The sequence below is a fragment of the Burkholderia cepacia genome, from assembly GCF_029962485.1.
Taxonomy (GTDB): Bacteria; Pseudomonadota; Gammaproteobacteria; order Burkholderiales; family Burkholderiaceae; genus Burkholderia.
On the sequence record NZ_CP073637.1, the window covers coordinates 1558448 to 1582908 of the forward strand.

24 protein-coding genes are annotated in these 24461 nt (G+C 67.5%); 13 read left to right on the forward strand and 11 right to left on the reverse strand.

Translation table 11 applies throughout. The features are described 5' to 3' along the window. Window positions 1-232 precede the first annotated feature (232 nt). The gene (locus KEC55_RS07210) at window positions 233-1906 is read left to right on the forward strand and encodes a methyl-accepting chemotaxis protein (protein WP_282507328.1); all 1674 of its coding nucleotides are present in this window, start codon (window positions 233-235) and stop codon (window positions 1904-1906) included. A 21-nt stretch (window positions 1907-1927) separates the two neighbouring features. Here KEC55_RS07210 and KEC55_RS07215 read toward each other — a convergent pair whose 3' ends face one another. Genes KEC55_RS07215 through KEC55_RS07230 form a run of 4 tightly spaced genes read right to left on the reverse strand, consistent with a single transcriptional unit; the run spans window position 1928 to window position 6831 of the window. Continuing rightward, window positions 1928-2803 (reverse strand): efflux RND transporter periplasmic adaptor subunit, encoded by an 876-nt coding sequence (locus KEC55_RS07215; protein ID WP_282507329.1) that lies wholly within the window; start codon window positions 2801-2803, stop codon window positions 1928-1930. A 12-nt stretch (window positions 2804-2815) separates the two neighbouring features. Continuing rightward, entirely contained in the window at window positions 2816-3019 is a 204-nt protein-coding gene (locus KEC55_RS07220) for a DUF1656 domain-containing protein (protein ID WP_011351756.1), read from the reverse strand. Further along, the gene (locus KEC55_RS07225) at window positions 3016-5220 is read right to left on the reverse strand and encodes an FUSC family protein (RefSeq protein ID WP_282507330.1); all 2205 of its coding nucleotides are present in this window, start codon (window positions 5218-5220) and stop codon (window positions 3016-3018) included. Before KEC55_RS07225 ends, KEC55_RS07220 begins: the two co-directional genes overlap by 4 nt. 15 nt (window positions 5221-5235) lie before the next feature. Continuing rightward, entirely contained in the window at window positions 5236-6831 is a 1596-nt protein-coding gene (locus KEC55_RS07230; RefSeq protein WP_282507331.1) for an efflux transporter outer membrane subunit, read from the reverse strand. Window positions 6832-6988: 157 nt separating this feature from the next. Here KEC55_RS07230 and KEC55_RS07235 point away from each other — a divergent pair, with 157 nt between their 5' ends. Then, the gene (locus KEC55_RS07235) at window positions 6989-7930 is read left to right on the forward strand and encodes a LysR family transcriptional regulator (protein ID WP_282507332.1); all 942 of its coding nucleotides are present in this window, start codon (window positions 6989-6991) and stop codon (window positions 7928-7930) included. Between the two features lie 117 nt (window positions 7931-8047). Further along, a complete protein-coding gene (locus KEC55_RS07240; protein ID WP_006476208.1) occupies window positions 8048-8200 on the forward strand; it encodes a hypothetical protein in 153 nt (50 codons plus the stop codon). 58 nt (window positions 8201-8258) lie between these two features. Here the strand turns inward: KEC55_RS07240 and KEC55_RS07245 are convergent, their stop codons facing one another. Genes KEC55_RS07245 through wrbA form a run of 4 tightly spaced genes read right to left on the reverse strand, consistent with a single transcriptional unit; the run spans window position 8259 to window position 11573 of the window. Then, window positions 8259-9098 carry a metallophosphoesterase gene (locus tag KEC55_RS07245; RefSeq protein WP_282507333.1) on the reverse strand — a complete coding sequence of 280 codons (840 nt, stop codon included), beginning with the start codon at window positions 9096-9098 and terminating at the stop codon, window positions 8259-8261. Between the two features lie 25 nt (window positions 9099-9123). Further along, a complete protein-coding gene (locus tag KEC55_RS07250) occupies window positions 9124-10545 on the reverse strand; it encodes an FAD-binding oxidoreductase (RefSeq protein ID WP_282507334.1) in 1422 nt (473 codons plus the stop codon). Between the two features lie 18 nt (window positions 10546-10563). After that, complete coding sequence (locus KEC55_RS07255) at window positions 10564-10956, reverse strand: DUF2069 domain-containing protein (RefSeq protein ID WP_282507335.1); 393 nt, start codon at window positions 10954-10956, stop codon at window positions 10564-10566. Beyond that, on the reverse strand, window positions 10953-11573 hold the full coding sequence (gene wrbA, locus KEC55_RS07260; protein ID WP_282507336.1) for an NAD(P)H:quinone oxidoreductase: 621 nt from the start codon (window positions 11571-11573) through the stop codon (window positions 10953-10955). Before wrbA ends, KEC55_RS07255 begins: the two co-directional genes overlap by 4 nt. Window positions 11574-11718: 145 nt before the next feature. Between wrbA and KEC55_RS07265 the strand changes: the two genes are divergently transcribed. Next, window positions 11719-13050, forward strand: coding sequence for a YihY family inner membrane protein (locus KEC55_RS07265; protein ID WP_282507337.1), 1332 nt, complete (start codon window positions 11719-11721; stop codon window positions 13048-13050). A gap of 16 nt (window positions 13051-13066) precedes the next feature. Here the strand turns inward: KEC55_RS07265 and KEC55_RS07270 are convergent, their stop codons facing one another. After that, window positions 13067-13384, reverse strand: a complete 318-nt coding sequence (locus tag KEC55_RS07270; protein ID WP_011351766.1) for an Mpo1-like protein — start codon at window positions 13382-13384, stop codon at window positions 13067-13069. A gap of 157 nt (window positions 13385-13541) precedes the next feature. Here KEC55_RS07270 and KEC55_RS07275 point away from each other — a divergent pair, with 157 nt between their 5' ends. From KEC55_RS07275 to aroC, 3 genes are all read left to right on the forward strand, one after another. After that, on the forward strand, window positions 13542-13997 hold the full coding sequence (locus KEC55_RS07275; protein WP_006488504.1) for a CBS domain-containing protein: 456 nt from the start codon (window positions 13542-13544) through the stop codon (window positions 13995-13997). Window positions 13998-14136: 139 nt separating this feature from the next. Next, window positions 14137-16071, forward strand: a complete 1935-nt coding sequence (locus tag KEC55_RS07280) for an MFS transporter (protein ID WP_282507338.1) — start codon at window positions 14137-14139, stop codon at window positions 16069-16071. Between the two features lie 240 nt (window positions 16072-16311). Next, a complete protein-coding gene (gene aroC / locus KEC55_RS07285; protein WP_282507339.1) occupies window positions 16312-17412 on the forward strand; it encodes a chorismate synthase in 1101 nt (366 codons plus the stop codon). Between the two features lie 144 nt (window positions 17413-17556). Here aroC and KEC55_RS07290 read toward each other — a convergent pair whose 3' ends face one another. Then, window positions 17557-19230 carry an electron transfer flavoprotein-ubiquinone oxidoreductase gene (locus KEC55_RS07290; RefSeq protein ID WP_282507340.1) on the reverse strand — a complete coding sequence of 558 codons (1674 nt, stop codon included), beginning with the start codon at window positions 19228-19230 and terminating at the stop codon, window positions 17557-17559. Between the two features lie 178 nt (window positions 19231-19408). Between KEC55_RS07290 and KEC55_RS07295 the strand changes: the two genes are divergently transcribed. Together KEC55_RS07295 and KEC55_RS07300 are read left to right on the forward strand one after the other, a co-directional pair. After that, entirely contained in the window at window positions 19409-20191 is a 783-nt protein-coding gene (locus KEC55_RS07295; RefSeq protein WP_011351770.1) for an SDR family oxidoreductase, read from the forward strand. Between the two features lie 32 nt (window positions 20192-20223). Beyond that, window positions 20224-20664: an acyl-CoA thioesterase gene (locus KEC55_RS07300; protein ID WP_124454777.1), complete on the forward strand. Its 441-nt coding sequence runs from the start codon at window positions 20224-20226 to the stop codon at window positions 20662-20664. 116 nt (window positions 20665-20780) lie between these two features. On the opposite strand, the gene KEC55_RS07305 is transcribed toward KEC55_RS07300, so the two are convergent. After that, complete coding sequence (locus tag KEC55_RS07305; RefSeq protein WP_174991402.1) at window positions 20781-21326, reverse strand: PAS and helix-turn-helix domain-containing protein; 546 nt, start codon at window positions 21324-21326, stop codon at window positions 20781-20783. Window positions 21327-21549: 223 nt separating this feature from the next. On the opposite strand from KEC55_RS07305, the gene KEC55_RS07310 reads away from it, so the two are divergent. The 4 genes from KEC55_RS07310 (at window position 21550) to KEC55_RS07325 (ending at window position 24426) form a co-directional block, all read left to right on the forward strand. Then, entirely contained in the window at window positions 21550-22254 is a 705-nt protein-coding gene (locus tag KEC55_RS07310) for a CoA transferase subunit A (protein ID WP_011545238.1), read from the forward strand. A 1-nt stretch (window position 22255) separates the two neighbouring features. Continuing rightward, window positions 22256-22897 (forward strand): CoA transferase subunit B, encoded by a 642-nt coding sequence (locus KEC55_RS07315; RefSeq protein WP_282507341.1) that lies wholly within the window; start codon window positions 22256-22258, stop codon window positions 22895-22897. A 198-nt stretch (window positions 22898-23095) separates the two neighbouring features. Next, on the forward strand, window positions 23096-23992 hold the full coding sequence (locus KEC55_RS07320) for an alpha/beta fold hydrolase (protein ID WP_282507342.1): 897 nt from the start codon (window positions 23096-23098) through the stop codon (window positions 23990-23992). 80 nt (window positions 23993-24072) lie between these two features. Then, on the forward strand, window positions 24073-24426 hold the full coding sequence (locus KEC55_RS07325; RefSeq protein WP_021162422.1) for a RidA family protein: 354 nt from the start codon (window positions 24073-24075) through the stop codon (window positions 24424-24426). The last annotated feature ends 35 nt before the right edge of the window (window positions 24427-24461 follow it).

Sequence of the window (24461 nt, forward strand, 5' to 3'; positions counted from 1 at the left end):
TCCGGCCTTCAGCGGCGGCCGCGCCGGGGGCCGGTGCGTGTTTTACCGGACTCAAGAAACGGCGGTGGCGGCCGTAGAACGACCCAATGACAACAGGCGCGCCGCGCCCGGCACCGGCTACCCGCCGGGCGGGCGAGGGACGCGCGGCATGGCCAGCCATCGCGGGAATGCCGGAGCGCCGGACCGCCGGGACCGACCTTTCCGGCAGCGTGATCCATACGGGGATAGTTCGATGAAAGCAGCATCTTTGCATCCACAGCCTGGTGCGGCGGCCGCCGCACCCGACGTTGCCGCGGCTCGCGCCGCACGGCGCACGCGCGCGACGCGCCGCGAGCGCCGGCCGTGGACCGTCAAGGCGACGTTGCGCGCCGCATTTGCGATCCTGCTGGCCGGCACGCTCGCGATCGGCGTGTTTTCGCTGTGGCAGATCAGCCGGCTGAACGCGTCGATCGCGTCGGTCTACGAGCAGGGCCACGTCGCGAGCCGTGCGGCGCAGGAGGTCCGGGCCGAGGTGCTGCGCGCGAGCCGCGCGCAGAAGATGCTGCTGACCGCGACCACCGCAAAGGAGCGCGACGAACTCGGCGCCGAGGTCGGCGCGGGGCTCGCGTCGATCGGCCAGGCGCTCGGCACGCTGCAGCGCTACGCGGATCCGGCCGATGCCGACGATTCGGCGCGGCTGCGCGCATTCTCGACGGCCGTCGGCACGTGGAGCGCGCATCTGCGCGATTTCGTCACGCTCGTGCGCGCGCAGCCGCTCGACCTGTCGCAGATGAACTGGCAGGTCGGCACGCAGGACGTGTCGCTGCTGGTCGAGACCGGCAAGCTCGAGAAACTCGTCGCCGAACTCGTGAAGACGCGCGGCGAAAAGTCGAAGGCGACGCTCGACGCGTCGGCCACCATCTTCTCGTCTTCGTTCGCGATGATCGCGGCGATGACGGCCGCGCTGATCGTGCTCGCAATCGTGATCGCCGAGCGGGTCGTGCGGCGTCTCGCGTCGCAACTCGGCGGCGAGCCTGCCCATGCGAAGGCGATCGCCGCGGACATCGCGCGCGGCGACTTGACGCGGCCGATCACGCTCGGCCGGCACGATCGCGACAGCATGGTGCGCGCACTGGCCGAGATGCAGACGGGGCTTGCGGCGACCGTCGGCGAAATCGCGGTCAGCGCCGAGGCCATCGCGGCCGCGTCCGGCGAGATTTCGACCGGCAACCTCGACCTGTCGCGGCGCACCGAGCAGCAGGCCGTCGCGCTCGAGCGCACCGCGGCGAGCATGGAGCAGCTCACGTCGACCGTGCGGCAAAACGCCGAGAATGCGCGGCAGGCGAGCGCGCTCGCGGCCAATGCGTCGGTGGTGGCGGAGACGGGCGGTGAAGTCGTCGGGCGCGTGGTCGCGACAATGAGCGAGATCGACGACAGCGCGAAGAACATTCGCGACATCATCGGCACGATCGAGGGTATCGCGTTCCAGACCAACATCCTGGCGTTGAACGCGGCGGTCGAGGCCGCGCGCGCCGGCGAACAAGGGCGCGGCTTCTCGGTGGTCGCGGGCGAGGTGCGCCTGCTTGCGCAGCGCGCGGCAACGGCGGCGAAGGAGATCCGCGCGCTGATCGGCGCGTCGGTCGAGCGCGTCGCGAACGGCGCGGCGCTCGCGCACGATGCCGGCCGCACGATGGGCGACGTCGTGCGCGCCGTCAAGCGCGTGACCGACATCATCGGCGAGATTTCGGCGGCGTCGGACGAGCAGAGCGCCGGGATCGACGAGATTGGCCGAGCGGTCACGCAGATGGACGCCGGCACGCAGCAGAACGCGGCGCTCGTCGAGCAGGCGGCCGCTGCCGCCAACGCGCTCGACGAGCAGGCTCAGGCGCTGAAGTCGCTGGTCGGGCGTTTCCGCATCGCGGCCTGAGCGTGCCGGGCAGTCCGGCCGTTACGACTTCTTCTGCTTGTCCGGATCGATGATGACCGTGCAGGTCGTGCCCGCCGACAGCACCACGTCGGCCGGCACTTCGTCGATCTTGATGCGCACCGGCACGCGCTGCGCGAGGCGCACCCAGTTGAACGTCGGGTTCACGTCCGCGACGAGGTCGCGGCTTTGCGGGTTGTCGCGATCGTAGATGCCGCGCGAGATGCTCTCGACGTGGCCCTTCATCACGCCGCCGCTCATCAGCCGCATCTCGGCCGGCGCGCCGACCTTCACGCGCGGCAGCTTGGTTTCCTCGAAGTAGCCGTATACCCAGAACGAGTGGCTGTCGACGATCGCGAGCTTCGCCTGGCCGGCCACCGCGTAGTTGCCCTTGAACGTCTGCAGGTTCGTGACGTAGCCGTCGACCGGCGCGACGACGCGCGTGCGCTCGAGGTTGAGCTTCGCGGCGTCGAGCGCGGCGATGGCCTGCTGGTACTGCGCGTCGGCGCTCGACGCGCTGTGCGCGGCGTTCTCGCGGTTTTCCTTCGACACGACGAGCGCATCGAGATCCGCGCGACGGGCCGCGTCGTCGCGGCGCATCTGCAGTTCCGCACGGCGGGCGGCGACGGCCGCCTGAGCCTGCTCGACGGCGATCTGGTAGTGCGACGGGTCGATCTGCATGATCAGGTCGCCTTTCTTCACGAGCTGGTTGTCATGCACGGGCAGCTCGACGATCGCGCCCGACACGTCCGGCGCGACGTTGACGATCTCGGCGCGTACGCGCCCGTCGCGCGTCCACGGGTCGTCCATGTAGTGCACCCACAGCGAGCGCCCGATCAGGATCGCGACGAGAAGGATGACGGCGGTCGCGACGAAGCCGAAGAGTTTTCTGAGAATCATGATGGTTCGGAATCAACGGTAAACGGCAAGACTCAGTCCGCCGCAAATGCAGACGAGAAGGCAGGCCCGGAACAGCGACGGGTGCCAGACGAGACGGTAGAGGCCCGTATAGGCGAGCAGGCGGTCGACGGCCCAGGTCGCGAGCGCGCCCAGGACGAACATCAGCACCACCGTCGGCATGTAGGCATCGAGAATGGCGATTTCACGCGGCATCATGACGAGGCTCCTGGTTGGGGACGCACGGGGCGGTTGCGGTTGAGCGGCTCGAGCGGCGATTCCGGATCGAGCAGCGCGGTACGCACGAAATGCAGGTGGCTCAGGATGCGCTGCAACCGGTGGCGCTCCTCGCGCGACGGCTCGAACGCGTCGAGCGTCTGCCGCGTCGCGTCGATCGCCGCATTGGTCGCGGCGAGCGTCGCGTCGAAACGCGCGGCGTTCGGCTTCGTGAACAGCGCGGCAAGCGCGGTGCGCATCGTCTCGATCGCGCGACGCCACGGCATCGCCGGCGCATAGCGCGGGTCGGGCGGCAGCGTCGCCAGTTCGTGGCGCAGGTCGATCGTCGCGTTGCCGGCTTCGAGCACCGCGAACATCCAGCGCAATGCGTCGCGCTGCACGTCGGGCTGGTCGGCCGACAGCGTGTGCGCTTGGTACATCAGGTCGCGCGCGCCGCTCTCGAAGCGCGTGCGCAAGCCGGCGAGCCTTGCATGGCCGGCCGCGACGGCCTGATGGCGGAGGTCGGCGAACAGCCGCTTCTTGAGCCACGGCGCGGTCGGCGGGAACAGCACCGCGAACGCGATCGCCGACACCAGCATCGACAGTACGAGTGCGAGCGCATCGTTCATGAAGCCGGTCGGGTCGTAGTGCGTGATGCTGTCCGGGCCCGCGAGGAAGCAGAAGAAGATCAGGTAGCCCATCCCGTAGCCGGCGAGCTTCGGTTTCAGCGTCATGTAGATGCCGATCGCGAGCAGCGGTGCGAGCGCGACGCACAGCAGCGGGAAGCCGTCGATGTGCGGATAGATGCCGAACGTCAGCAGGAAGCCCGTGCAGACGGCGAGCGCCGTGCCCATGCCCATCTGCGCGGACATCGCGGTCGGACGCGGCGTCGACGACGCGAGCGCGCAGGTGGCCGCTGCCGTCAGCGTGAGCGTCACGCCGCTCGGCCATGCGGTCTCGATCCAGAACCAGCCGAGCACGAGGATCACGGTCGCGGTGCGGATCGCCGCGATCACCATCGCGGTCATGTTGGTGCGCGGCTCGTAGCGTTCGATCCAGCGTTCGCGCTCGTGCGTCGCGGTCGACAGCGATGCGTAGGTCGCCGCGTACTCGTGCAGGTCGGTGATGAAACGGTACAGCAGCTCGGCGGCCGTATCGAAGTCGAGCAGCGGAAAGTCCGGCTGCGTTTCGAGCGCCGCGCGCGTCGCACGGATGCGGCGCGGCAGCGCGTCGCGCCACGCGAGCAGTTGCTCGGCCGCGTGGCCCGCGTCGGTCGACGTGCGCACGGGTTCGCCGGCGTGCGTCAGCAGCAGCGGCGCGATTTCGCGGAAGTACGGCTCGATCGCATCGATCGCGGCCTGCGCGCCGGCCGCATGCAGCCGGTTCATCAGCTGGTGCAGCGCATGGAAGCGGCTCGACGCGCTCATGAACTCGCTGTTCAGCCGCGCGAGGCGGCCGCTGCGCATCCGCGTGTCCGGATCCTCGAACACGGCCATGCTGCGCGCGGCTTCGAACCCGACCACATCGGCGACGAAGCGCGTATGGATGGTTTCGATATGCGCGCGGTCGAGCGTGCCCGACAGCGCCGACGCGACGTAGTCGACGAAGCTGCCGAAGCGCTTGCGCACCGTCGTGCGCATCTGCTCGCCGGTGGTCTGCGGAAACACGAGCGCGCTGACCACGCCGGCCGACACGATCCCGACCATGATTTCGGCCACGCGCGTCATCGCGCTCATGAACGCGCCGTCCGGGTGCTGCGAAGCGGGCAGCCCGATCAACGCGGTCGTGTAGCCGGCCAGCAGGAAGCCGTAGCTGCGGAAGTTGCGGTTGCGTGCGGCGCCGGCCGTGCACAGCGCGACCCACAGCGCGACGGCCAGCAGGAACAGCTGCGGCTGCTGCGGGAACAGCCCGACGAACGTGAGCGTCGCGATGAGCCCGAAGATCGTGCCGGCAACGCGGTAGAAGCTCTTTGCGAGCACCGCGCCGCTTTGCGGCTGCATCACGATGAACACCGTCGTCATCGCCGTTTTCGGCGCGGGCAGGTCGAGCCGCATCGACACGCCGGTCGCGATGAACGCGGCGAGCAGCGCCTTGAACAGGTAGAGCCACGCGGCGCCGTCGGTGCGGGCCCAGTCGCCGAATGCGGCGGTCCAGGCCGCGAACGGACCGCCGGCGGGTGTGGAAGCGGGGGAAGAGGCGGACATGGCAGGCGCTCCGCGTTACCGTGCGGCCGTCACGCCGGACGCGCCGGTGGTCGCGACCCGCGCGGGCCGGTCGGCTGCCGCCACGGGCTTGGTGCCCGACGCGGCGGCCGGCGCAGCGGCGCCGATCGCCGTCTCGTCCTTTGACGGATGGCCGCCCCGCACGTCCGTGCCCGTCTCGACACCACCGCCGAGCGCGGCCATCAGCTGCGCATGCACGGCGAGGCGTTCCGCATCGATGCGGGCGGCCGTCTCCTGCGCGCGCAGCAGCTGCTGTTGCGCGATCAGCACGTTCACGTAATCGGTCAGCCCGCGACGGAAGCCTTCGCGCGACAGCTGGTAGCTGCGGTCGTTGGCGGCCACCGAGCGCGCGGCGTCCTTCTTCTGCGTATCGAGCGAGCGGATCCGCACGACCTGGTCGGCGATGTCCTTGAGCGCGCCGACGATCGTCTGGTTGTAGTGCTCGACCGCCTGGTCGTAGCCCGCGTTCGCCGCGCCGAGCTGCGCACGCAGCCGGCCGCCTTCGAAGATCGGCAGCGACAGCGCGGGGCCGGCCGTCCAGCCGCCGTTCATCGCGCGCAGGAAGTCGGTGAACGGCGCGGTCACGCCGAAGCCGCCGACCGTCGCGAGCAGGTCGATGTTCGGGTAGAACGACGCCTTCGCGACGTCAATGCCGCGTGCCTGCGCGTCGACTGTCCAGCGCGCAGCAACGACGTCGGGGCGGCGGCCGAGCAGGTCGGCCGGCATCGCCGACGGCAACCCGGCCGGCGCGTCGAGCGACAGCTGCGGCCGCTTGATCGTGTCGCCGGCGCCCGGGCCCTTGCCGGCCAGTGCGGCGAGCTGGTGGCGCGCGAGCTGGATCGCTTCTTCGTAGCTGTCGATCTGGCGCTCGTAGTCGGGCAGCGTCGATTCCGCCTGGCTCACTTCGAGCTGCGTGCCGAGGCCGGCCTGCAGCCGCTTGCGCGCGAGATCGGCGAGCGAACGCTGGCGTTCGAACGTTTCATGCGCGAGGTCGAGCAGCGCGTAGTTCATCGACATGCCGATATAGGCGCGCACGACGTTGACTTCGAGTTCGAGCTTCGCCGCACGCGCGTCGGCGGCGGTCGCATGCGCGGTGTCGAGCGCGCGTTCGGTCGCGTTCTTGTCCTTGCCCCACAGGTCGAGGTGGTACGACAGGCCGAGCGTGCCGGTGTTGTTCCAGGTGTCGGTGTTCGCGAGCGGGCCGGGGCCGTAGTACACGTTGTCCGGCCAGTGCTGGCGCATCAGCGAGAGGTTGCCGTTGATCTGCGGCAATTCGGCCGAGCGGGCCACGCGCGCCATCGCCTGCGCTTCGCGCACGCGGGCCTCGGCGGCCGCGAGGGTCGGGTTGCCGGCCTGGGCGGCAGCGATCCACGTGTCGAGCTGCGGATCGCGATAGGCACGCCACCAGTCGGCCGCGGGCCAGCCCGCGTCACGGTCGGCCGCGCGGATCGCGGCGCCGGCATCGAGCGCGTTCGCCTCGATACGGGCCGATTGGGGCTTGTTGTTGTCGCCCATGCTCGCGCATCCGGCCATTATTAATGAGACTGCAAGAACCGCCAGTGCGAGCGTCCCTTTTGTCGCCGGAGACTGCACGATTTTCTCCCTTTCGGATATAGATGAGTCGGATGCGATTATATTTTTCAGTGATTCCTGAATAAATGGACAACGGTGCAAGTCATTTTTACGAATCCTGAGATAATATTTGTTGGCCCCTGTGCAACAATCCCTCCGGATTCACACGGGTAATGGGATGGATACGTTACAAAACATGCGGGTGTTCGTCCGCGTGGTCGACGCGGGAAGCTTTACCGCGGCCGCCCAGCAGATGAATTCGACCACCGCCTACGCGTCGCGCGCGGTCTCGGATCTCGAGGCGCACCTGCGCACGCGTCTCCTGAACCGCACGACGCGCCGGATCGCGCTGACCGAAGCCGGCGAGCGCTACCTGCAACGCTGCGAGCAGATCCTGGCGTACGTCGACCAGGCCGAAGCCGAGGCCGGCGACGCGCACGCGCGCCCGTCGGGCAAGCTGAAGGTCCATTGCTTCACGAGCCTCGGCCAGCACTACCTGGTGCCGGCGATCGCGCGCTACCGCGAGCGCTATCCGGACGTGCACGTCGAGCTGACGCTCGCGCAGCGGATGCCCGACCTGCTCGACGAGGGGTACGACGTCGCGATCGTCGTCGGCCGCGACCTGCCCGATTCGGGGCTCGTGTCGCAGCGGCTCGGCGAGAGCTACAGCGTCGTCTGTGCATCGCCCGGCTACGTCGAGGCGCATGGCGTGCCGCAGCGGCCGGCCGATCTCGCTCAGCATGTGTGCCTCGGGATGGTCGCGCCGGGTTTTCACTTCGATGAATGGGCGCTGGCGGGGCCGAACGGCGACGAGGTCGTCCCGATCACGGCGCCGCCGTTCCGCGTGAACGTCGCCGAGGCGCTCGCGGTGGCCGTGCGGGAAGGGATGGGGGTCGGCGGGTTGCCGCTCTATTCGGCGATCGGCTGGTTGCGTAGCGGACACATCGTGCGCGTGATGCCGGAGTACCGGTCGCACGTGATGAACATCTACGCACTGTATCCGTCGCGCCAGTACCTCGATGCGAAAATTCGCACCTGGGTCGATTTCCTGCGCGACGAACTGCCGGCCACGCTCCAGGCCGACGAAGCCGCGCTCGAGCGGTACACGCGTGCGACATGACAGCGCGGTTGTCCGCAATCTGACGAGATTTGTCCTTCACGCAACATTTTTTTACGAACGCGTGTCAGACAGTTTGATACTGTGGGAATTAACGAGATACGCAACCCCGGAGTAGCAATGGATACGCACCTGATGATCGGCCTTGGCGTCCTGCTGGGCGCGGCCGCTGCCGCCGCGGCGACGCGCGACCTGCTGCGCGCGATGAAGGCGAAGGCGCAGATGAAGCCGGTTCCGGTCCGCGTGCGCGAGCCGCGCCGCCCCGGCCGCTGATCCTGCCGACACGCGTGGAGGCGGGAAGGTCGCGCAATGCGGCCTGGCGGGCCGGTGTTCAGCCGAGCTCGACGACCTTGTCCCACGCGAATGCGGTGTTTTCCCGTTCGCCGGTACGCCGGTGGATGTAGCCGCGCGGGTTGCACACCACGCGCGTGCCGCCGTCCGCAACGTAGTCGAATGACGTATGGGTGTGGCCGTGGAGCCACAGATCCACGGGCGGCCGCACCAGTTCCGCCATGTCCGTCACGAACCCCGCCGAAGCGAGATCTTCCGCATAGCGTTCCGCCAGCGAGTGCCGGTGCGGCGCATGATGGGTGACGACGATCGTCTTGCCCGCGAACGGCGTCGCGAGTTGCGTTTCCAGCCACTTGCGGCTTTGCCGGTGCAGCGCGATCGCGTCGGCCGGCGAGAAATCCCGTTCGGCAGCGCCCGGCGTACCCGGCGCCGCATGCAGCGCCGCGTCGTGCGGCCAGGTCACCTGGATCAATCCCTTGAAATCGAGCATCACGCGCAGCGCGGCGTCGATCGCGCCGGCCATGCTGGCTTCGTCGTGGCCGAACAGCGAAAAATCGGCCCAGAGCGTCGTGCCGAGCACGCGGAAGCGCTGCTCGGGATCGATGTACACGCCGTTGTTCAGGTAATGCACGTTGTCGAGCGTGTGCGCCGCGTCGCGCATCGCCGTTTCCAGTGCGCCGAATTCCCCGTCGTAGTACTCGTGGTTGCCCGGCACGTAGACCACCGGTACGGCCGGGTCGAACGTTTCGGCGGCCCAGCGCAGGCCTTCCGCGTGATTGTGGATGTCGCCGGCCAGCACGACGAGATCCGCGTCGGCATGCGCGATCACGTCGGGCTGATTGCTTTCGAGGTGCAGGTCGGACAGGACGCGGATTTTCACGGGCGGGGCTCCGGAGTAGGCGGCTTCAGCGCAGGACCTTGCCGGGATTCATCAGGCCGCGCGGGTCGAGCGCGGACTTCAGCGTGCGCATCAGCGTCGTTTCGACCGGCGACTTGTAGCGCTGCGCGTCGTCGATTTTCAGCTGTCCGATCCCGTGCTCCGCGCTGATCGTGCCGTGGTGGCGGTGCACGTTGTCGTAGACGATCCGGTTGATCGGCGCCTGGAACGCCGCGAGGAACGCCTTCGCATCGCCGCCTTCGGGCATCTGCACGTTGTAGTGGAGGTTGCCGTCGCCGAGGTGGCCGAACGTGACCATCCGCGCGCCCGGCGCGGCCTGCTGGATCGCCGAGTCGGTCTCGTCGATGAAGCGCGCGACCGACGAGATCGGCACCGCGATGTCGTGCTTGATGTTGAGCCCCTCGTCGGCCTGCGCGAGCGGGATGTGCTCGCGCAGATCCCAGAATGCGCGCGACTGCGCGAGATTCTCCGCAACCACGGCGTCGACCACGAGCCCGGCCTCGAACGCTTCTTCCATCAGTTTCTCGAACAGCGCGCGCGCATGCGCTTCGCTTTCGTTGTCGGACAGTTCGAGCAGCACCGTCTGCGCATGCGTCTGCGCGAACGGGTAGCGCAGTTGCGGGTAGTGCTTGCCGACCAGCTGCATGCAGAAATCCGACATCAGCTCGAAGCCGGTCAGGAGCGGCCCGGCCGCGCGCTGCGCGAGCGCGAGGAAATCGAGCGCCGCGTGCGGCGATTCGAGTGCGGCGAGTGCCGTGACCTGCGCGGCCGGCAGCGGATGCAGCTTCATCACGGCCGCCGTGATGATCCCGAGCGTGCCTTCCGCGCCGATGAACAGGTCGCGCAGGTCGTAGCCCGTGTTGTCCTTGCGCAGTCCGCGCAGGCCGTCCCAGATTTCACCCTGCGGCGTCACGACCTCGAGCCCGAGGCACAGCTCGCGCGCGTTGCCGTAGCGCAGCACCGCGGTGCCGCCCGCATTGGTCGACAGGTTGCCGCCGATCGTGCAGCTGCCTTCCGCCGCGAGGCTCAGCGCGAACAGCCGGTCGCCTTCGCGGGCGCGCGCCTGCACGTCGGCGAGAATCACGCCGGCTTCGACGGTGATCGTGTTGTTGTGCGGATCGAGCGCACGCACGCGATTCAGGCGCGCGACGCTCAGCACGGCCTGGCTGCCGCTCGCGTCGGGCGTGGCGCCACCGGCGAGGCCCGTGTTGCCGCCTTGCGGCACGAGTGCGACGCCGTGCGTGTTGGCCAGCTTCACGAGCGCGGCGACTTCGGCCGTGTTCGCGGGCTTCAGCACCGCGCACGCGGTGCCCTTGTAGCGGCGGCGCCAGTCGGTCAGGAACGGTTCGGTATCGTGCGGATCGGTCAGCACGTAGTCGGCGCCGATCGCGTCGCGGCACGCGGAAACGAAAGCTTCGGAGGACATCATCACCTTGTCGCGTAAGGGTCAGGACGCGGCGCGTGACTTTTTCGCCGCGCGCTTGTACGGCGCGACGTACGCCAGCGCCGCCACGAAGAAGCCGACGGCAAGCGCGGTCTCGCACCAGCCGAGCGTCGCGGACAGCCCGCGATCGGACATGCCGCGCACGATGCCTTCGGCAAAATAGACGAGGATCAGCATGCTCGCCCACTGCATCGTATAGATGTTACGCCGCCAGACGCCGGGCAGCGCGAGCGCGAGCGGCACGGCCTTCAGCATCAGCGCCGAGCCGCCCGGGCGCAGCGGCGCGAGCCACAGCTCCCACGCGAGCGACAGCGCGATCAGCGCGACGAGGCACGCGGCGGCGGCCAGCGCATAACGCGGCCGGGCCGCGACGGCGGGGCGGGCGGGGGCGTTCATGCGGCCTCGGCGGCCTGGGCGGCCGACAGCGCCGCTGCCGCGCGCGCGAGCCGCACGCCGAGCGCGGCCGCGAGCGCCTTCTCGTCCGCGGACAGCCCGCCGGGCGCCGTGCGATCGTGCTGCGCGACGTGTGACGCGCCGTACGGCGTGCCGCCGGTGCGCGTCGTGCTGAGTGCCGATTCGGTGTACGGGATCCCGACGATCATCATCCCGTGATGGAGCAGCGGCAGCATCATCGACAGCAACGTCGATTCCTGGCCGCCGTGCAGGCTGCCGGTCGACGTGAACACGCTGGCCGGCTTGCCGGTCAGCGCGCCCGACAGCCATTGCGGCGTCGTGCCGTCGAGGAAATACTTGAGCGATGCGGCCATGTTGCCGAAGCGCGTCGGCGAGCCGAGCGCGAGGCCCGCGCATTCCTCGAGATCGCGCAGTTCCGCGTACGGCGGGCCGTCGGCGGGGATGTCGGGGGCAGTGGTTTCGCAGACGGTCGACACGGGCGGCACGGTGCGGATGCGCGCCTGCATGCCCGGCACGCTGTCGATGCCGTTCGCGATCGCGAGCGCGAGATCGCGCGTGGCGCCGTGACGGCTGTAATAGAGGACGAGAATGTCTTTCATGGGCTACGGAGCCGCGTGCGGCCGCGCGCGTGCCCGGTGCAGTCGGCCCCTGCTGGAATCGAGCGGCTATTATAGGGGCTGAAGCCGTCGCGCAGCGCGGCGGCGGCGCGCCGTGAGGCGCGCGGCATCAAGAAGGAGAAGTCGTTTGCCGAAGTTGAGCGTCGATCTCGACACCCTCAAGCGCCTCGCGCAGTTCGCGGCCCGGCGCAGCGCCGAGGATCGCATCCCGCAAGTGGCGGGCAGCCTGACCTTCACGACGATGCTGGCGCTCGTGCCGCTCGTGACGGTCGCGTTCGCGCTGTTCACCGCGTTCCCGATGTTCGCGTCGTTCCAGATCTCGCTGCAGGGGTTCCTCGCGGATCACCTGATGCCCGCGCAGTTCAACATCCAGATCTTCAAGTACCTGAACCAGTTTGCGTCGAAGGCGAAGGGGCTGACGACGGCAGGCCTGATCGTGCTGGTCGTCACGTCGGTGATGACGATGATGACGATCGAATCGGCGTTCAACCTGATCTGGCGCGTGCGCAAGCCGCGGCCGTTCGCGCAGCGCGTGCTCGCGTACTGGGCGTTGATCACGCTTGGGCCCTTGCTGTTCGGCGTGAGCCTGTCGATCTCGTCCTACCTGTTTACGCAGTCGCTTGCGTTCACCGGTGCCGGGCCGTCCACGTCGATCGTCGAGTGGCTGCTCGCGCTCGCGTCGCTGCCGCTGACGGTGCTGGCGTTCACGCTGATGTACGTGTACCTGCCGAACTGCGCGGTCGCGTGGCGCGACGCGGTGATCGGCGGGTTGTTCGCGGCCATCGCGTTCGAGCTCGCGAAGCGCGGCTTCGGCTACTACGTGCGGCGCATTCCGACCTATACGGCCGTTTATGGCGCGTTCGCGGCGCTGCCGGTGTTCCTGCTGTGGGTGTACCTGAGCTGGTTCATCGCGCTGCTCGGCGCGATGGTGGCCTCGGCGCTGCCCGCGATCCGTGTCGGCCAGTTCCACCGCATCCACTATCCGGGCAGCGACCTGCTCGACGCGCTCGAGCTGCTCGCGCGGCTGGCCGAAGCGCGCGCGGCCGGCAAGCGCGGCCATACGGCGATGCGGCTTGCGACCATGTTGCGCTGCGACATGGAAACCGCGCAGCGGTTGCTGACGACAATGGAGGAGCGGGAATGGATTGCGCGGCTCGACGGCGGCGGTGAAACCACGCCGCGCTACATCCTGCTCGCGAACCCGGAGCAGTTGACGCTCGCGCAACTGTTCGACGTGCTGGTGATCGACCGCACGGAGCTGACCTACCAGCTGCAGCGCCGCCGCAGCCACGTCGAAGGCGCGGCGCTGCTCGCGGTGCTGTCGAGCGACCGGTTCGACGTGACGCTCGCGTCGTTGATCGCCGCGCACCGGCTCGCAGGCGCACAGACGGCAGACATCCCCGGGCAGGCGCCCGACGGCGTGCCCGACCCGCACGCGCGGCCGCCGCGGCCTGCGTGAAGGCGGAGCCCGGCGGTTACAGCGGAATCTTGCCGGTGCAGATGTCCTTGAACATCACCCAGTCGCCCATCAGGCTGTAGATCGGGTGCCGGAACGTGGCCGGGCGGTTCTTCTCGAAGAAGAAGTGTCCGACCCACGCGAACCCGTAGCCGCAGACGATCGCCGCCGGCAGCCACAGCCAGTTGCCGGTCGCGATCGCCATCGCGACGCAGCCGATCACGCCGAGCGAGCCGATGAAGTGCAGCCGCCGCGACGTCAGGTTCTGGTGTTCGTTCAGGTAATACGGGTAGAAATCCGCGAAGCTCGCGAATTGCTCCGAATGCGTATGCGCCATGGCCGTCTCCTCGGGCCGCTGTCGATGGGGCCATTGTGCGGCGGCTGGTCCGTGTCCGCAAGCGGGGGCGGGCCGCCGCGCCGGGCCGCGCTTTCCTTTTGACAGGCTTTCCGATAGGATCGAAAGAGATTTTGCATTCAAGCATGAGGGGACTACGATGCGCGTCAGCGATATTCTGAAAGTGAAGGGCAACACGCTGTTTACGGTGACGCCCGATAAACCGCTGCGCGAAGCGGTCGACACGATGGCCGAACACGATATCGGTTCGCTCGTCGTGATGGAGTACGGCGATCTGGTGGGGATGCTGACGTTCCGCGAGATCATCCTGCGCCTGCACGTGAACGGCGGTGCGATCGGCGACGTCCAGGTGCGCAAGGTGATGGACGAGCCGCTCACGTGTACGCCGGAAACCGACGTCAACGAAGTGCGCCGGATGATGCTCGAGCGTCACGCGCGCTACATGCCGGTGCTCGACAAGAAGGTGCTGATGGGTGTCATTTCGTTCTACGACGTCGCGAAGACGGTCGTCGAGGCGCAGAGCTTCGAGAACCGGATGTTGAAGGCGTACATCCGCGACTGGCCGGAATCGGAAGCCGAAGCGCACAAGCCGTGAACCGCGCCGCGCCCGGCACCTTGATGCATGGGCGCCGCCATCCGGCATGCGGCGGCGCAGGCTTGTCCTGCGCCGCCGTTTTTTCAACGACAACACGAGGCCCGCGCAGCTTCGCCGAGACGACGCGCGCGTATTCCGCATGAGCGATCACACGCAAGCCACTTCGGAGCGGCGCGACGAGCGGCGCGCCCACGCATCGCAGTTCGACCTGCTGCGCGAGCGCCGCTTCGCCCCGTTCTTCACGACCCAGTTCCTCGGTGCGCTGAACGACAACGTCTTCAAGATCGGCTTCACGTCGCTCGTCACCTATCACACCGCGCGGTTCTCCGGCGTCGACGCCAAGACGGCCGCGTTCCTGATTTCCGCGATCTTCATTCTGCCGTTCGTGCTGTTTTCGGCGACGTCCGGCCAGATCGCCGACAAATACGACAAGGCGACTCTCACGCGCTTCGTGAAGACCTTCGAGATCGCGCTGATGCTCGTCGGCGCGGCCGGCTTCGTCACGCATAGCGCGACGCTGCTGTATCTGTGCACGTTCATGATGGGGATGCACTCGACGCTGTTCGGGCCCGTCAAGTATTCGTACTTGCCGCAGCATCTGGGCGAGCACGAGCTGGTCGGCGGCAATGGCCTCGTCGAAATGGGCACGTTCATCGCGATCCTGATCGGCACGATCATCGGCGGCGCGGCTGCGGGCATCGAAGGCGCCGGCGAGCGCGTGCTCGCGGTGAGCGTCGTCGTGATCGCGCTCGCGGGGCGGCTCGTCGCGCAGCGCGTGCCGTCGACGCCGGCGCCGCAGCCCGATCTCGTGATCAACTGGAACCCGTTCAGCGAAACGTGGCGCAATCTCGGGCTCGCGCGCCAGAACCGCACCGTGTTTCTGAGCCTGCTCGGCATCTCGTGGCTGTGGTTCGTCGGCGCGACGTTCCTCACGTCGTTCTTCAATTTCGCGAAAGACGTGCTGTCCGCGAGCCCCGACGTCGTCACGATCCTGCTCGCGACGTTCTCGGTCGGCATCGGCCTCGGCTCGCTGCTGTGTGAGCGGCTGTCGCAGCGGCGCGTCGAGATCGGCCTCGTGCCGCTCGGCTCGATCGGCATCAGCGTGTTCGCGATCGAGCTGTATTTCGCGAGCCACGCGCTGCCGTCGCCCGGCCATCTGCTGTCGGTCGGCGAATTCCTGGCCGGCGCGCGCCACTGGCGCATCCTGGTCGACCTGTTCCTGCTCGCGATGTTCGGCGGCTTCTACAGCGTGCCGCTGTATGCGCTGATCCAGAGCCGCAGCGCGCCGACGCACCGCGCGCGGATCATCGCCGCGAACAACATCCTGAACGCGCTGTTCATGATCCTGTCGGCCGTGATGGCGATGGGGCTGACCAAGGCCGGCGTCGACATCCCGGGGCTGTTCCTCGTCACCGCGCTCTTGAACGTGATCGTCGCGACGTATATCTACCTGCTCGTGCCCGAGTTCCTGCTGCGCTTCGTTGCGTGGGTGCTCGTGCATACCTTCTACCGGATCCGCCTCGTGCATGCGGAGCGGATCCCGGCGGAAGGGGCGGCCGTGCTCGTGTGCAACCATGTCAGCTACGTCGATGCGCTCGTGCTGGCCGCCGCGAGCCCGCGCCCGATCCGTTTCGTGATGGATCACCGGATCTTCAAGACGCGCTTCGCGAGCTGGGTGTTCCGGCATGCGAAGGCGATCCCGATCGCGCCGCGTCACGAGGATCCCGCGATGCTCGCGCGGGCGTACGACCTGTGCGAGGCCGCGCTGAAGGACGGCGAACTCGTGTGCATCTTCCCCGAGGGCAAGCTGACGAAGACGGGCGACATCAACACGTTCCACCACGGCATCACCGAGATCCTGGGTCGCACGCCAGCGCCGGTGATCCCGATGGCGCTGCGCGGGCTGTGGGGCAGCTATTTCTCGCGGCATTCCGATGCGCGGATGCCGCGTCCCATCAAGCGCGGCATGATGAGCCGGCTGACGCTGGCCGTCGGCGAGCCGATCCCGGCGTCGGTCGCGACGCCCGAGTCGCTGCAGGCGGCGGTGACCGAACTGCGCGGCGCGCGGAAGTAGGCGGGTGCCGGCGCACCGCGCCGGCATTCGGCTGCTGCCGGGCCGGAACGGGCATTCGGCTGCGACAATCGGGCCGCACCGGCATGTGCCGTGCGGCCGGCCGGCGTTTCATGCGGCCCGCGGGCCCGGGACGGCTGGCATAATAGCGGTTTACCTCTTTTTCTCGACCGGCAAACGATCGATCTGCCCGCGGCACGGGCAGCGCATCGGTTTGCCCATTTCTCTTTGGGCGGTTCCATCATGTCCGGCAATACCCTCGGCACGCTTTTCACTGTCACGACCTTCGGCGAATCGCACGGTCCCGCGATCGGTTGCGTGATCGACGGCTGCCCGCCGGGGATGGGGCTGACCGAAGCCGACATCCAGGTCGAGCTCGATCGCCGCAAGCCCGGCACGTCGCGGCACGTGACGCAACGACAGGAGGCTGACGAGGTCGAGATCCTGTCGGGCGTGTTCGAAGGCGTGACGACCGGCACGCCGATCGCGCTGCTGATCCGCAACACCGACCAGCGCAGCAAGGACTACGGCAACATCGTCGAGACGTTCCGTCCCGGCCATGCCGATTACACGTACTGGCAGAAATACGGCATCCGCGACTACCGTGGCGGCGGTCGCTCGTCCGCGCGCCTGACCGCGCCGATCGTCGGCGCAGGTGCGGTTGCGAAGAAGTGGCTGCGCGAGCGCTTCGGCGTCGAGGTGCGCGGCTACATGAGCGGCCTCGGCGAGATCGACGTGCCGTTCGTCGATTGGTCGCACGTGCACGAGAACCCGTTCTTCTCGCCGAATGCGGCGGTCGTGCCGGAGCTCGAGGCGTACATGGATGCGCTGCGCAAGGATGGCGATTCGATCGGTGCGCGCATCGACGTCGTCGCCTCGGGTGTGCCGGTCGGCTGGGGCGAACCCGTGTTCGACCGTCTCGATGCCGATATCGCGAAGGCGATGATGAGTATCAACGCGGTGAAGGGCGTCGAGATCGGCGCGGGCTTCGATAGCGTCGCCCAGCGCGGCTCGGTGCACGGCGACGAGTTGACGCCGAGCGGTTTCGTCGGCAACCATGCGGGCGGCGTGCTTGGCGGGATTTCGACGGGGCAGGACATCGCCGTGTCGATCGCGATCAAGCCGACGTCGAGTATCCGCACGCCGCGCCGTTCGATCACGAAGGCAGGCGACGAAGCGACGGTCGAGACGTTCGGCCGCCACGATCCGTGCGTCGGCATTCGTGCGACGCCGATTGCAGAGTCGATGCTCGCACTGGTGCTGATCGACCATGCGCTGCGCCATCGCGCACAGTGCGGCGACGTCGAGACATCGACGCCGAAGATTGCCGGTAGCGCGACCTGACGCAAGCGGGCGGGGGGCTTCGAGCCTCGCCTCGTCTGACAGACGTGCCGGGAATGCAAAACGGGGCGCTGCTTCAAGCAGCGCCCCGTTTCGTTTGTGGCGGCCCACAAAAACGCGCCGCTCGTGGCGGCGCGCTGTGGCGGATTACATGTTCGGGTAATTCGGCCCGCCGCCGCCTTCCGGCGTGACCCACACGATGTTCTGCGTCGGGTCCTTGATGTCGCAGGTCTTGCAGTGCACGCAGTTCTGCGCGTTGATCACCAGCCGGTCGCTGCCGTCGTCGTTCTTCACGAACTCGTACACGGCCGCCGGGCAGAAGCGCCCCTCCGGCCCCGCATACGTACGCAGGTTCACGTTCACCGGCACGTTCGAATCCTTCAGCGTCAGGTGCGCCGGCTGGTTCTCCTCGTGGTTCGTGTTCGAGATGAACACCGACGACAGCCGGTCGAACGTCAGCTTGCCGTCCGGCTTCGGATACTCGATCGGCTGGCATTGCGACGCCGGCTTCAGCATCTCGTGGTCCGCGTGCTTGTGATGCAGCGTCCACGGCACGTTGCCGCCCATCACCTTCTGCTCGAGCCCGACCATCAGCGTACCCAGGTACAGGCCCTTCGCCATCCACTGCTTGAAGTTGCGCGCGCGGTACAGCTCCGTGTACAGCCACGACTGCTTGAAGGCATCCGGATACGCGTTGAGCTCGTCCGACTGACGGCCGGCCTGCACCGCGTCGAATGCCGCGTCGGCCGCCAGCATGCCGGTCTTGATCGCCGCGTGGCTGCCCTTGATTCGCGACGCGTTCAGGAAGCCCGCGTCGTCGCCGATCAGCGCGCCGCCCGGGAACACCGTCTTCGGCAGCGACAGCAGCCCGCCCGCCGTGATCGCACGCGCGCCGTACGACACGCGCTTGCCGCCTTCGAGGAACGCGCGGATCGACGGGTGCGTCTTGTAGCGCTGGAATTCCTCGAACGGCGACAGGTATGGGTTCGTGTAGCCGAGGCCGACCACGAAGCCGACCACGACCTGGTTGTTGTCCATGTGATACAGGAACGAGCCGCCGTAGGTATCCGACTTCAGCGGCCAGCCGGCCGTGTGGATCACGAGGCCCGGCTTGTGCTTCGCGGGATCGATTTCCCACAGTTCCTTGATGCCGATCCCGTACGCCTGCGGCTCGGCGTTCGCGTCCAGCTTGAACTTCGAGATCAGCTGGCGGCCGAGGTGGCCGCGGCAGCCTTCGGCGAACAGCGTGTACTTCGCGTGCAGCTCCATGCCGAGCTGGAAGTTCTCGGTCGGCTCGCCGTCCTTGCCCACGCCCATGTTGCCGGTCGCGACGCCTTTGACTGAGCCGTCGTCGTTATAGAGGATCTCGGCGGCCGGGAAGCCGGGGAAGATCTCGACACCGAGCGCTTCGGCCTGCTGGCCCAGCCAGCGCGTGACGTTGCCCAGCGAAATGACGTAGTTGCCGTGGTTCTGGAAGTTGGCGGGCAGCGCCCAGTTGGGCGTGGTGACCGCGCTCTTCTCGGACAGGAACAGGAAGCGGTCTTCCGTCACCTCGACGTCGAGCGGAGCGCCGCGTTCCTTCCAGTCGGGGAACAGTTCGTTGATCGCACGCGGATCCATCACCGCGCCCGACAGGATGTGCGCGCCGATCTCGGAACCCTTCTCGAGCACGCACACGCCGATCTCGGTGCCTTTCTCGGCGGCCAGCTGCTTGAGCCGGATCGCCGCCGACAGCCCGGCGGGGCCGCCGCCGACGATCACGACGTCGTATTCCATCGATTCGCGCGGGCCGTATTGCTCGATGAGGCTTGCGGGGGTCATTGGCGTTCCTCTAACCGTTAGAATGCTTTTATTCGGGAGCGTATTGTCTGCGAAACGAAACGCTTGCCGCAACAACATGCGGCTAGATTAGCACGATCGTTCTATTTTCGTGCTAGGGTAATGCTGCCCGGGCTGTGCCGCCCGGGCTGGCGAAACGACATCGAAAGGGGATGTGCAAATGGGTCGATCGATCAATCTGGAAGGCAAGGTTGCGCTGGTCACGGGCGCGTCGAGCGGCCTCGGGCAGCGCTTTGCGCAGGTGCTGTCGCAGGCCGGCGCGAAGGTCGTGCTTGCGAGCCGCCGTGTCGAGCGCCTGAAGGAGCTGCGCGCGGAGATCGAGGCGGCGGGCGGCGCCGCGCACGTCGTGTCGCTCGACGTCACCGACGTCCAGAGCATCAAGGCGGCGGTCGCGCATGCGGAAACGGAAGCCGGTACGATCGACATCCTCGTGAACAATTCGGGTGTCTCGACGATGCAGAAGCTTGTCGACGTCACGCCGGCCGATTTCGAGTTCGTGTTCGACACCAACACGCGTGGCGCGTTTTTCGTCGCCCAGGAAGTCGCGAAGCGGATGATCATGCGCGCGAACGGCAGCGGCAACGGCAAGCCGCCGTGCCGGATCATCAACATCGCGTCGGTGGCCGGGCTGCGCGTGTTCCCGCAGATCGGCCTGTACGCGATGAGCAAGGCCGCGGTCGTGCAGATGACGCGCGCGATGGCGCTCGAGTGGGGGCGCCACGGGATCAACGTCAACGCGATCTGTCCGGGCTATATCGATACCGAAATCAATCATTACCTGTGGGAAACCGAGCAGGGCCAGAAGCTGCAGTCGATGCTTCCGCGCCGGCGCGTCGGCAAGCCGCAGGATCTCGACGGGCTGTTGTTGCTGCTCGCGGCCGACGAGTCGCAGTTCATCAATGGCTCGATTATCTCCGCCGACGATGGCTTCGGCCTCGCCTGAGCGGACGACACTCAGCAACAAAGAAGACTGCAATGAGCGCAACAAGCGATTACTCCCCCGTATTTGAGATGTCGATGCCGATCCGCTGGGGCGACATGGACGCATTCGGCCATGTGAACAACACGGTCTATTTCCGCTACATGGAGCAGGCGCGGATCTCGTGGTTCGAGGAACTCGGCATTGCCGGCGGCAATGGCGAAGGGCAGGGGCCCGTCATCGTCACGGCGTCGATGGAATTCCTCAAGCAGCTGCATTATCCGGGCGACGTGATCGCGAAGATGTCGGCCGCGAAGCCCGGCCGGAGCAGCTTCGACACCGGTTTCGAGCTCACGCGCGCGGACGATCCGCAGCACGTCTATGCGCGCGGCAAGGCGCGCTGCGTGTGGGTCGACTACGCGCTGGGCAAGTCGGTGGAGCTGCCGCAATTGCTGCGCGACACGATCGAGCGCGCACTCGCGACGAAAATCGACTGAGCGCCGGGTCGGCGAGGCCGGCGCCGGCGCGCCGGTGATTTGCCGTGCCTGTCGTTACCCGAATCGGCCGCCTTGCGCGGCCGATCGTCATTCGGGCGCCGCCACGCGTCCGGCGTTCACTGTCCGAGCAGACGTTGCAGCAGCTCTGGCGTGTTGCTCGTGCCGTATTTGCGCATCAACCGTGCGCGGTAGATGTCGACCGTGCGCGAACTGATGTCGAGCACGCGTCCGATCTGCTTGCTGGTCTTGCCGGTCGCGAGCTGCGCGGCGATCTCGCGCTCGCGCGGGGTCAGCTCGACGGCGACCCGGCGTGTCGCACTCAGATCCTCGAAGGTCCACACGCCGGCCGCGAGCGGCGCGGTGCGGTCGAGCGCGCGGCCCGTCACGTGGCACCAGAACAACTCGCCATCCGCGCGCTTCATGATTCTGTCATCCGAGTAGATGCCGTTCGCGGCCATCACGCGCGCGATACGCTCGCCGATGCGCTGAAATTCGTCCGTCGACGGGTAGAGCACCTCGTAAGACTTTCCGATCAGGTCGGCCCGCGCGCAGCGGAAGATCGACGCGAGCGCGTCGTTGCAATCCTCGATCACGCGGTCGCGAGACAGCACGAGGCCGAGCGGCGCGAGGTGGAAGGCAGTCTGGTAATCGAGAGCAGGCATGGCGCAGGCAAGCGGAGGCAAACGCTTATGTATTTTTGCGTATTGTGCCGCATCCGCGCCGCATCGTACCCTTTCAGGCATCTCGCGGCGGTTTGCCGCGACATAAAAACAGCGCGCTTCGACGCAGGCATCGCCGCGCATGCATAGAATGATGCGGCGGGCTTGCGGCCCAGCTGGGCGCGTGAACCGGTTTTGCTGGTTTCCATAGAGGAAGGGACAACTGATGAACAAAGTCTATCCAAGCGCGGCTGCCGCGCTGGAAGGGATCGTCCGCGACGGACAGACCTTCGCGGTGGGCGGCTTCGGCCTGTGCGGGATTCCGGAGGCGCTGATCGCGGCGTTGCGCGACTCGGCCGTCAAGGGCATCACCTGCATCAGCAACAACGCGGGCGTCGACGGCTTCGGCCTCGGTCTGCTGCTGGAAACGCGCCAGATCAAGAAGATGATCTCGTCGTACGTCGGCGAGAACAAGGAGTTCGAGCGCCAGTACCTGGCCGGCGAACTCGAGCTCGAATTCACGCCGCAAGGCACGCTCGCCGAGAAGCTGCGCGCGGGCGGCGCAGGCATCCCCGCCTTCTTCACGAATACCGGCTACGGCACCGTCATCGCGGAAGGCAAGGAAACGCGTCAATTCGGCGACCGCCACTACGTGCTCGAGCCGTCGCTGACAGCCGACGTCGCGCTCGTGAAGGCGTGGAAGGCCGACAAGTCCGGCAACCTGATCTATCGCCGCACGGCGCGCAACTTCAACCCGATGTGCGCGATGGCCGGCAAGATCACCGTGGTGGAGGTCGAGGAGATCGTCGAGAACGGCACGCTCGATCCGGACCAGGTCCACACGCCGGGGATTTTCGTGCAGCGCATCGTGCTGAACGCGACGCCTGAAAAACGCATCGAACAACGCGTCGTACGCGCGAAAGGAGACTGACATGGCCTGGAATCGTGACCAGATGGCCGCGCGCGCGGCGAAGGAACTGCAGGACGGCTTCTACGTGAACCTCGGTATCGGCCTGCCGACGCTCGTTGCCAACCACGTGCCGGAAGGCGTCGAGGTGTGGCTGCAGTCGGAAAACGGCCTGCTCGGTATCGGCCCGTCGCCGACCGAAGACGAAGTCGACGCCGATCTCATCAACGCCGGCAAGCAGACCGTCACGACGCTGCCGGGCTCGTCGATCTTCTCGTCGGCCGACTCGTTCGCGATGATTCGCGGCGGCCACATCAACCTCGCGATCCTCGGCGCGATGCAGGTCAGCAAGCAGGGCGATCTCGCGAACTGGATGATCCCCGGCAAGATGATCAAGGGGATGGGCGGCGCGATGGACCTCGTCGCGGGTGTGGGGCGTGTCGTCGTGCTGATGGAGCATGTCGCGAAGGGCGACCAGCACAAGATCCTCGACGCGTGCAACCTGCCGCTGACGGGTGTCGGCGTGGTCGACCTGATCATCACCGATCTCGGCGTGATCGAAGTGACGCCGGCCGGCCTGAAGGTCCTCGAGCTCGCCGACGGCGTGAGCGCCGACGAGATCCAGGCGAAGACGGGCGCGCCGCTCGACTTCAACGCCGTCGCGTAAGTCCGCCGCACACCCGCGCGGTCTCGACGCCCCGCATGCCGGACGACGGCATGCGGGGCGTTTGTCATGGCGCATTGGCGGGCCGCCTATTCGGTGCCCGATGAGCCGACCCGCGCGCCGGAAGCGGTTTACAATCGTTTGCATCGGGCGCCGCAAGCGTTGCCCCGCGCGTCGCCCCCGTTCGACAGGATGCCAACGATGCCAACGACCCCAGCGAATCCCCAGGTTCCTCGCCAGCGGCGCGTGCAGTGTGCGAGCGCTGCAGGCCTGCATCACATCGCCTATACCGAGTGGGGCGATCCCGCCAACCCGCGCGTGCTCGTCTGCGTGCACGGCCTGACGCGTTCCGGGCGCGATTTCGACCGGCTCGCCGCCGCGCTGTCCGATACGTATCGCGTCGTCTGCCCCGACATCGTCGGGCGCGGCCGGTCGGACCGGCTGGCCGACCCGCGGCTCTATGCGATTCCGCAGTACGTGGCCGACATGGTGACGCTGATCGCGCGGCTCGACGTCGAATCGGTCGACTGGTTCGGTACGTCGATGGGTGGCCTGATCGGCATGGCGCTCGCGGGGCTGCCCGGTTCGCCGCTGCGCCGGATGATCATCAACGACGTCGGTCCGCGCATCGAGCCCGATTCGCTGACACGCATCGGCGAATACCTCGGCGTGCAGCCGCGCTTCGACACCGAGCAGGAGGCCATCGACTACCTGACGTCGCTGTCGCTGCCGTTCGGCGCGCTGACTGCCGACGAATGGCGCGAGATCAACGGACCGCTACTGCACGAGCTGCCCGAGGGCGGCTGGACGATGCGCTACGATCCGCGCATCGCCGAGCCGTTCAAGGCAACGACGCCCGAACTGGCCGCGCTCGGAGAAGCTGCGCTGTGGCGCGCGATCGAGACGACGGATGCGGCGTTGCTCGTCGTGCGTGGCGAGACGTCCGACCTGCTGTCGCGCGAGACGGTGGCCGACATGGTGCGTCGCGGCCGGCATGTGACACACGCCGAAATTCCGGGTGCGGGCCACGCGCCGGCGTTCATCAGCGCCGACCAGATTGCGCTCGCGCGGCGGTTTTTCGTCGAAGGCGACGCATAAACGCGTCATAATATGCGGTTCGGCGGCACGCGGGCCGTGTCGCCGCCCGATTCTCTACCCACTCACGACCGGAACATTCCATGGCAGTCATTCGTCACCACGTCGGGGCCCGTCTCTCCGAAACCGCGATCCACAACGGTACCGTGTATCTGGCCGGCCAGATCGCCGAAGACACCACGCAGGACATCAAGGGCCAGACGCGCGAAGTGCTTGGCCATATCGACCGCCTGCTCGCCGAAGCGAACAGCGACAAGGCGCATCTGCTGTCGGTGCAGATCTACATCTCGGATCTGGCGAACTTCGACGGCATGAATGCCGAGTGGGATGCATGGGTCGCGCAGGGCAACACGCCACCGCGCGCCACCGTCGAGGCGAAGCTCGCGGATCCCGCGCTGCTCGTCGAGATCGTGGTTGTCGCCGCGCAGCGGAGCTGATCCGGGCGTTATCCGACGATGACCGCATTCCGCCA